Here is a 9,022-nt window from a genome sequence, read left to right on the forward strand (position 1 = left end):
AACACAATCAGGCTAAATAACGTCATTAATATCCAAGACCAGAGCCACTCAACCGTCACTCACTCATATTATACCGTTGGCTAAACCCACCAAAAATTACGTCTTTCTCGTTCATACCTTGTTTCATATTAACTAAATTGCAGTTTCAACAACAAAGCAATGTGATACTGGGTAAAGCTCAACAGAGGAATTATGAAAGCAATAAAAATAATAACAATAAACTTAATGATGAGTGCGTTAGTAAGTGCTTACGGATATGCGGCTGATACTCATTTGGAGATATTTCCAGAACAACAAAAACAGCAAGTTAAATTTGGTGCGGACATTAAATTAACCATAAAAAATGTTGCCGAGGGGAACACGTCGAAAGTTATGGATAGATTTATTGAAATGGGAATGGATATGGTTCGTTTGCCATTTTTTCCCATTCGTGATGTCACTGACCCATTCTATGACAAAGTGTTTAAGGTATCTGACATTGCCGAAGATAAAGGACTCATTTTGTTTGTTAGTGTTGCAAATGGCGATGGTGATAAAAATAACTGGCTACACGGGGCGCATAAGTTTTCTGACAAATTGATCTGTCAAAGTAATTGCCCTAAAACATTTTATAATATCAATTTAGCGGCCTATGCAGAGTATATGGATGCGTTTCTTGATCAAATGGCATTGCACGATGCTAAAGTCACGTTTGTCGGGCCATTTAACGAAGACAGAGGTGCGGTAAGCGATTATCAGCAAATCTGGCAACACATGCGCAATAGTGACTTTAAACGCATTGGACCGGAGCTCTGGGGCCTTGGAAATTCGATTATTGATACACCAAAGTTACTTGATCTAGTTGATGTTGTTGGCTCACATTTTTATGATGATTCGGCCAATAAAGTCGCTATTCATGACAGCCAGTGGGCTGCATTAACCGAAGCGGCAAACGGCAAGGAAGTATGGTTCACCGAAGCCACTCGTTTTGAGGCCTCTAACAATGATATGACTAACCTTCGCACGGGTTTAGAGCATATTATCCCGTCTATTCGTGGTGGTGCTGAGCGGGTGATCTTCTATCAAGCGGCTAATCGGTTTGTTTGGTACAACGGTGGTGCACGAGCTTATCGTTTTAGTGGTGTTAAGCAATTCACTAAAAATGCCATTGGAAATGTAGTGGATTCAACCTCGGATGATTATGCCGTTAAAACGGTCAGTTTTTATGAGTCCGGTGTTCTGAAAGTAAATATCACAAATGGCGAATCAACGCCTAAAATTACCTCGGTTAAATTAAAGGGGAACTTTGCCGCGCTAGGAAGCGGTTCACAGATGTTGTGGACAAACGATGTCGAAGCTGGTCTTACGGATATTGCCTTTGATGATTCAAGTTGTTGGACGATGACTGTGCCGGCAAATTCTTATCTGCAATTAAGTGTGCCTGTGGTTGCCTTATCTGCGTCAACTATCGAAGAATGTAGCCATATTGGTCTACCGCAAGATAGTGACTTGCCAGACTTTGACCAAGACGGCATTGCCGATTTTATTGATGAAGATGACGACAACGATTCCGTATTGGACGAATTAGACGAATTTCCATTTGATGCAACCCGCAGTGGTACTCAAGTCGAAGAAACAGAAGAAACAGAAGAAACAGAAGAAACCGAAGAAACTGTAAGCGAGGAAGTTGAAGCACCGCTAACAGAACAAAAAAGTAGCGGCGGCAGCTTCTCTGGAACTTGGGCCTTTCTAATGTTGCTGCTGGTTAGACGTTTCATCAAATAATGACTTGGATTAGAACCACTTTGGCAGTCTCATGTCTTATTACAAATAGTTGTCAGCTAAAAATTTTATTTTTAATGATAGAAAACGAACAGTATGGACGATTTAGGCCATGAAATAAGTTGTAAATTTAGGTTTGTTTTCCGTATTAAAAGTCGAATTCGTTTTTTTGAGGGCTCAGGCAAATAATAAAAAGAGGCGCTAATATTAGCGCCTCTTTTTTTGCTTTAAAGTTCGTTTGCTATTGATTAATCCACTGTGATTCAAACAATAGGCTTCTAATTAATGCTACGACATCAGTTTACTTTAACTGGCACTTGCAGATGAACGTAAGACTCTGCTGGTACGGTAACTGTCCATTGGGCATTGTTATTTAATGTATAACTGTTTGCTACCCCTTCTGACCCTGTTTCCCATACGGTACGAGTGATTAAACCATCGGTTTTATAGTTACTATCCAAATTAATTATTACGCTTTTAGTAACACTGTCAGGGTTAGTAATATTGATACTTACATTGTTACCATCTTTAAAGCTGACTGTTCGAATATCGGCTGTATCCGCTGATGATGCTACAACGTTCCCGGTTGAGTTATTGATAAACTGCTTAAAGGCACTGAATTTATAGGCCACTTTACCACCGTTATACCAAACTAGGCGGTTTGCCGTCTGATAAACTACAACTCGTTCAACTCCACCTCTAATTGCTGGAATGATATGTTCTAATCCGGCAACGACGTTTTGCATGGTTGAGTTACCACCAACGCTGAGCCTTGTCGACTCGGTAAACCATCCAGGTGTTGTGCCAGTCGCACTTGTGAAGTTTGACCAGAGACTGTCGTGGGTAGAACGGGCAAATTGACCATCATCATAAAAATGCGCACCGGCGATATCAATACGATTTGAAACGTCCGCGTAAGTTGTAGGCGCAACATCTAACGCCCATGATTCAACTCCAATTCGAGAGAAGTCACTGTTGGTCATTTGATCCCATATTTTGCGGTAGTCACTATTGTCGGCTGCGTCTTCATTGTATGGCCCTAAAATGTCGACTTTGGCGTCATTAAGCGCCATGTTCTCGACATAGTCGTCGAGATAAGCCGCATATTTTGTTAAGTTCAGGCTGTATACGTTATAAGCACAATTACAAATAAAAGAGCTGTCGAATTTGTCTGCATGATGCAAATTGTTATTTAAGTCACCATCTCCATTTGCGACACTAGCAAATATTGTCATGCCCTTATCTTCAGCCTGATCAGCGACGTCATAGACTTTATCGTAAAATACATCGTTAATATCGCGAGTCATATAGATTGGTACTCTGAGCATATCCATACCGAGTTCGATAAAACGGTCTAATACTAAGCTCGTATTACCATCAGCGACGCCTTTCAAAGTCAGTTTAACATCGGCTGCAAATTTAACGCTTTGCTGCACACTACTTGGATCAACCGTGATCTCTGCATCGGCGGCGTTCGCGAATGCTGGCATTAATGCCATCGCAACTGCCGCGTTAATCAGCTTTCTCTTGGTTTTTTTTATCATTGTTACTCATCCTATTGATTGTTTTTATTATTTTTATAAGCACACTGTTAAGTGTCTTTTATTTTTTAAGTGCAAATTTTTATGCACCTAGATCGGTCAACAAAGTGTGTTTCGTCATAAATAAGTGACTCTTTCGATAACATCGCATCCCTGCGCAAATGTATAGGCGAGCACTTTTTATACGAAAAATCCCCACTTAATTTGGATAGATCTGATGTAACAACAAGATAGGAACTAAAAACCGTACAATGTTTGGTTGAAATATGAGCGGAAACGGCGAGGGGAAAAATATTTACGGTTTTTGTTGAGTATGTTGTTTTATATTTAATAAAACATTTATGGTTCTTTAAAGTAGAAAATCGTGTTAATAAAAACACTAAACAGGGATAAGAGAGTTAATGCAATGAAACGACATTTGTTATTTTGGACACTTATATTATTTTCTAGCACCGCACTAAGTAAAATAACGGTGCCGCATATTTTTGCTGATCGTATGGTTTTGCAGCAAAAACAACATAACCCAATTTGGGGTAAGGCAACTCCTGGAGCCAAGGTCCATGTATCAATAGCAAACCAAAATTACAAAGTGAAAGCCGATAGCAAAGGCGATTGGCGCGTTAAATTAGCGCCATTGCCTGCTGGTGGACCTTATAAGCTTTCCATCGAAGGTGATTATACTGTACTTGAGATAAGTGATGTATTGGTTGGTGAAGTGTGGTTATGTTCAGGCCAATCGAATATGGAGTGGCGTGTTCAGCACATTAATCACTCTGAAATTGAATTAGCCTCTGCCAATTTCCCAGATATACGTCTGTTAAGCGTACCGAGAGTGGGTATTGATAAACCACAATTTGACGTGGAAACACAGTGGTACAAGACAACTCCTCAGAATGTACGAGATTTTTCTGCAATTTGTTACCTTTATGGTCGTCGATTACATCAAACGCTAAATGTACCTATTGGGTTAATTAAGAATTCATGGGGCGGAACGCCAATCGAAGCATGGATCCCACGAGATGCGCTTGAGAAGAATAATGAATATGAAGAACTACTAGCGCATTGGGACAAGGTAGCGGAAAACTTTGATGAAGATAAATTCAACAAAGACCTTGCTGAATTTCAAGATTGGGTAAAAGCAGGTAAACCAAAAGGTAAAAAACTGAAAAACCCAGCTAATGTATTAACGGGCGGTAAACGACCTGCCAATATATTTAATGGTGTAGTAAACCCGTTTATTGGCTACGGTATCCGTGGCGTTATTTGGTATCAAGGTGAGGCTAATGGCGCTCGCGGTTATCAATACCGTTCTCTATTCCCGCTGCTGATTAATTCGTGGCGTGAGCGTTGGGGTCAGGGCGATTTCCCATTCTATTGGGCGCAATTAGCCGATTTTAGACCAGAAAAAGATACACCTTCAAAATACAGTGACTGGGCTGAGTTGCGTGAAGCGCAAACGATGACACTAAGCCTTCCAAATACAGGTGAAGCTGTAATTTATGATGTCGGCGAAGCGCGAAATATTCACCCTGGCAATAAGCAAGATGTTGCAAATCGTTTAGTACGTCATCCGTTAGCCAAAATTTATGGTTATCCGATGATGGCCGACAGCCCTATGTATAAATCGAGTCGAATTAAAGGAAATAAATTTTTACTAACCTTCAAAAATGTAAAAAGAAAGCTTTATGCACTTGATAAAAATGAAGTGCTTGGTTTTTACATTGCAGGAAAAGACCAACGTTTTGTCCGGGCCACGGCAAAAATTACCGGCAAAAATACGGTTGAAGTTTATAGCAACGAGATTAATGAACCCGTCGCTGTGAGATATGCTTGGGAAGATAATCCGGTTGTTAATTTATATGACAAAATTGGGTTACCCGTCACGCCATTTCGAACTGATGATTGGCCACTTAAATCAAGAAATGTCAAAAAATAACAATAACAATAACAATAACAATAAAAATAAAAATAAAAATAAGTCTGCTCTTTAAAGAGCAGACGCCTATTAAAACTATTATGAAAAAGGTAAGGACAATGAAAAAACATTTATTGGCACTAGCGGTTTTAGCCAATTTGGGGGGCTGTGCAGTAATGGAGACTGCATCAGTAGGCCAGTCCAATGTAGATTGGGCTTCTTCAATTGTAAGCAGTGAAAACGTTGAAATTAAAGACGGGAAAGCGTCGTTAGTGGGCGAATCGGGTACGTTATCAACAGTGGTTTATAAGTCTTCTACTAAAACTCGTTTAGATCAAATTGAAATTAGCCAAGTACCTGTTTGGGACAATTGGCAGGCGGCCGGTAAAATTACGCCAAAATTTGCTAAAGATGCACCGGTTCTAATCCCTGTGAGTGAGGGTAATTATTGGTTGTTATCTAGACATAAAAAACAGCCTAAAACCGGCTATCATGCATGGCACACAACGGACATGAAAAACTGGGTGCATTACGGCCCAATTTCAAATCACGATAACCGTTGGGTGACCTCTGCTGAATACATGGACGGTAAGTTCTACATTTATTTCGACAAGCCAAATGATGAAGATCCACATTTGATCATCGATGAAGATTTAACCGATGGCAAACAAGGCAAAGTTGTAGGTAAGGTTTTTGAAGACCCAACACATGGTTCTGACATGTCGATATTTCGTGATGATGACGGCTTATTTCATTTAATCTATGAAGACTGGAGCCCAGTAGATCCAAGCAAACACGCGTGGGATTCACCGTTGGCTGGCCATGCAGATAGCCCAGACGGGATCAATGGCTTTGAACCTCATGAATATGTGGCGCCAATCGACCAAAGAACAACGGCAACAGGTCGTATCTTGCCTTATAAACCGCATCCTAATCAACTAGAGTTTGGCCGTGATCCAACGCCATATACTTATGAAGAGCACGAAGGGCCACAGGACGCTTTTGGTGACTACACAATGATTAAAGTGGGTGGCCATTATTATCTGTTCTGCGATTACGACCCTCATGATGAAAATAAAAGCATGCGTGTAGGACGCTGGCGTACCGACGATATTACTAAAGAGTTTGTGTGGGACGGCGAAGTCGGTGAAGGATTTCATCCAGACCCAACCGTTGGTTTTGCCGAAGGTAAGTTTTACTTGTTAGTTCAACGTTCTGGCACTGACTTTATCAGTGATGGCCCTTGGATTGATGGCGTAAACGTTCGTGCTGGTGTGGATACCGACAATGACGGTAAGGTGGATCAATGGACACCTTTCACTAAAGTTAAAGAGACTTACAAAGCAAAAAAAGGGTTTACCCGAGTAGTTGAGAGTACACCTGCCGCGTTGGATGTATCTGGTTTACCAGCGGGTTATCGGGTAACTCTAGAGTTTAAACTGTCTAAACATAACAACCAAAGTCCGACAATTAACGGTGTTAAAGTGACTGCACTGTAGTACAAAGTTGTTTTAACTGCTTTTAGTAAAAGCATGCTGCAACAATTCGTTGCAGCACAATTACAAGACAAAGTAGGGCCAGAAATGGCCTAAACCAAACTTGATTTGTGACGCTCAAAAGTGTGATAAACCAAGTTGTTTTGTACTACGATTTTTCTTAAAACAGCAACCGCTCTAATTAGCTAAAGCCGCTTAATCATTGGATAGCCGGGCGATTCGCTAAATATTCGTCTGCATCTACGCCATAACTTGTACATAAATGTTTTGTGTGTACATTTTAAAAATTTAAAAAGGCACAATACCGAAATGACATTCAAACAAACTGCAATCCATAAAACCCGTTCAGCACGTTTACGACTATTTATCATGAGTTGTGTTCTGCCTCTAGCAATATGCAGTAATGTTGGTATTGCCGAGTCTAAAGAGCAAAAGTCTACACAGGGATTACCTACTCTACAAAAACCTACTCAACAACAACCTAATATTGTTTACATTCTTGCGGACGATATGGGATACGGTGATGTTGGTGCATTTGGTCAAACAAAACTCAAAACGCCCTATATAGACAGCCTCGCGAAACAGGGCATTAAATTTACTCAGCATTATGCAGGTTCTACCGTGTGTGGGCCGTCGCGAGCTAGCTTAGTTACAGGCTTACACACTGGGCACAGTCCAATTCGTGGCAATCCCAAATGGACTGCTTCGGGTAAAGCGGTAAGCCTTAAAAAGGAAGACCTGACCATTGCTGAGATGCTGAAAACGGCCGGATATAGTACTGCTGCGATTGGTAAATGGGGTCTGAGTGAAAGTACCGATGTTAGTGATTATGAAATTGACCCAGCGATGCCTAATCAGCAGGGATTTGATTACTTTTTTGGCTATAAGTACCATCGTGATGCGCACTATTATTATTGGAATAAACTTTGGAAAAACAATACGCCATATTATTTTTCAGCGAATATTCCTGAGGAAAACCAAGGGCAATATACGCACGACTTGTTTACTCAAGAAGCGTTATCTTATGTAGGCAATGCCAAACCAGATAAGCCGTTTTTCTTGTATTTAGCCTACACTATTCCTCATGCGCCACTAACTGTACCTGAAGACTCTCAATTAGAATATCGCGACCTAGGTTGGCCTAAACGCAAGATGAATACGAAAGGGCATTATAAACACGATGCCGAAGGTAATGTTTCTTATGCTGGCATGATCACTCGGATGGATAGAGACGTAGGAAAAATAGTCGAGTTACTTAAACGCAAAGGTTTGGACAAAAATACCTTAGTCATATTTACCTCAGATAACGGCCCTGATTCTGGAAACAACTGGTTTAATAGTAATGGTGACTTAAAAGGTAAAAAACGTGACTTATATGAAGGCGGAATAAGAGTGCCTATGATAGCCTCTTGGCCGGAAACGATTGCACCTAATACTGAAAGTCATCATATATCGGCGTTCTGGGACATTATGCCAACTTTTTGTCAATTGGCGGGTGTTGCACAATGTCCGGCAAACGATGGAATTTCATTTGTTCCTTCACTCTTAGGAAATACCAAACAACAGCAAGAGCATGACTATCTATACTGGGAATTTAATGAGCGTAAAGGCCCAATTCAGGCGGTTCGTGCTGGCAATTGGAAGTTGCTTCGAAAGCTAAATAAAACACCGGAGTTATACGACCTAAGCAAAGATATTGGCGAGACGACAAATGTCGCAAGTGCGAATCCGCAAATTGCTAAACGACTTGAAAATTATATGGACTCTGCACGAACCGAACACCAAGAGTTTCCACTTAGACAGATGATCCACGCCAGTAAAAGAAAAAAATAAGCATAGGCTCACAATAACCAGAACAAAAAAACGTCATCCCCGTAGCTTGTAAAGTTAGGCAGCCTAAGCGATATTAGGGATCTCCAACCGAGTGCAGAGGAATGCCATAATTCGCTTTGCAGGCTGCGCCTTTCTTTGCCTTGCAGGCGGCTATTTCGACTGCGTCGACCTTACTGGCGCGGGGCTTGTGCCTTGCAGGCGACTATTTCGACTACGTCGACCATACTTTTTTCAACAGCCGCTCTTTGTTTCTAAGATCATGTAGGCAAAAAGACCGCTTTCGGCTAAATCCCTAATCCTTATTTGATATTTATATTATCGTCGAAGACGGAATGTACGCACATCCCTATGCACATTCCTTGCAACGGCGTCCCTGCCGTTCACTTCGAGATATAAATCTCAACTAAGGGGGATTTAGACGAAGGAAAAAGTCGCCTGAACTTTAGGTGTAATAAGACGTTGTTTTAAATAAAACC

The 9,022-nt window shown here is 41.0% G+C and carries 5 protein-coding genes; 4 read left to right on the top strand and 1 reads right to left on the bottom strand.

Annotated features, from left to right (window positions below; all coding sequences use genetic code 11):
* Positions 1 to 192 precede the first annotated feature (192 nt).
* The gene (locus tag KO525_RS13750) at positions 193 to 1,764 is read left to right on the top strand and encodes a hypothetical protein (protein WP_215964405.1); all 1,572 of its coding nucleotides are present in this window, start codon (positions 193 to 195) and stop codon (positions 1,762 to 1,764) included.
* A gap of 293 nt (positions 1,765 to 2,057) precedes the next feature.
* On the opposite strand, the gene KO525_RS13755 is transcribed toward KO525_RS13750, so the two are convergent.
* On the bottom strand, positions 2,058 to 3,305 hold the full coding sequence (locus tag KO525_RS13755; RefSeq protein WP_215964406.1) for a hypothetical protein: 1,248 nt from the start codon (positions 3,303 to 3,305) through the stop codon (positions 2,058 to 2,060).
* 403 nt (positions 3,306 to 3,708) lie between these two features.
* Between KO525_RS13755 and KO525_RS13760 the strand changes: the two genes are divergently transcribed.
* From KO525_RS13760 to KO525_RS13770, 3 genes are all read left to right on the top strand, one after another.
* On the top strand, positions 3,709 to 5,238 hold the full coding sequence (locus KO525_RS13760) for a sialate O-acetylesterase (RefSeq protein ID WP_215964407.1): 1,530 nt from the start codon (positions 3,709 to 3,711) through the stop codon (positions 5,236 to 5,238).
* 98 nt (positions 5,239 to 5,336) lie between these two features.
* The gene (locus KO525_RS13765; protein ID WP_215964408.1) at positions 5,337 to 6,716 is read left to right on the top strand and encodes a hypothetical protein; all 1,380 of its coding nucleotides are present in this window, start codon (positions 5,337 to 5,339) and stop codon (positions 6,714 to 6,716) included.
* Positions 6,717 to 7,022: 306 nt separating this feature from the next.
* Positions 7,023 to 8,546 (top strand): arylsulfatase, encoded by a 1,524-nt coding sequence (locus KO525_RS13770; RefSeq protein WP_252736688.1) that lies wholly within the window; start codon positions 7,023 to 7,025, stop codon positions 8,544 to 8,546.
* Positions 8,547 to 9,022 lie beyond the last annotated feature (476 nt).

Origin of the sequence: Psychrosphaera sp. B3R10 (assembly GCF_018861025.1) — a bacterium.
GTDB lineage: Bacteria > Pseudomonadota > Gammaproteobacteria > Enterobacterales > Alteromonadaceae > Psychrosphaera > Psychrosphaera algicola.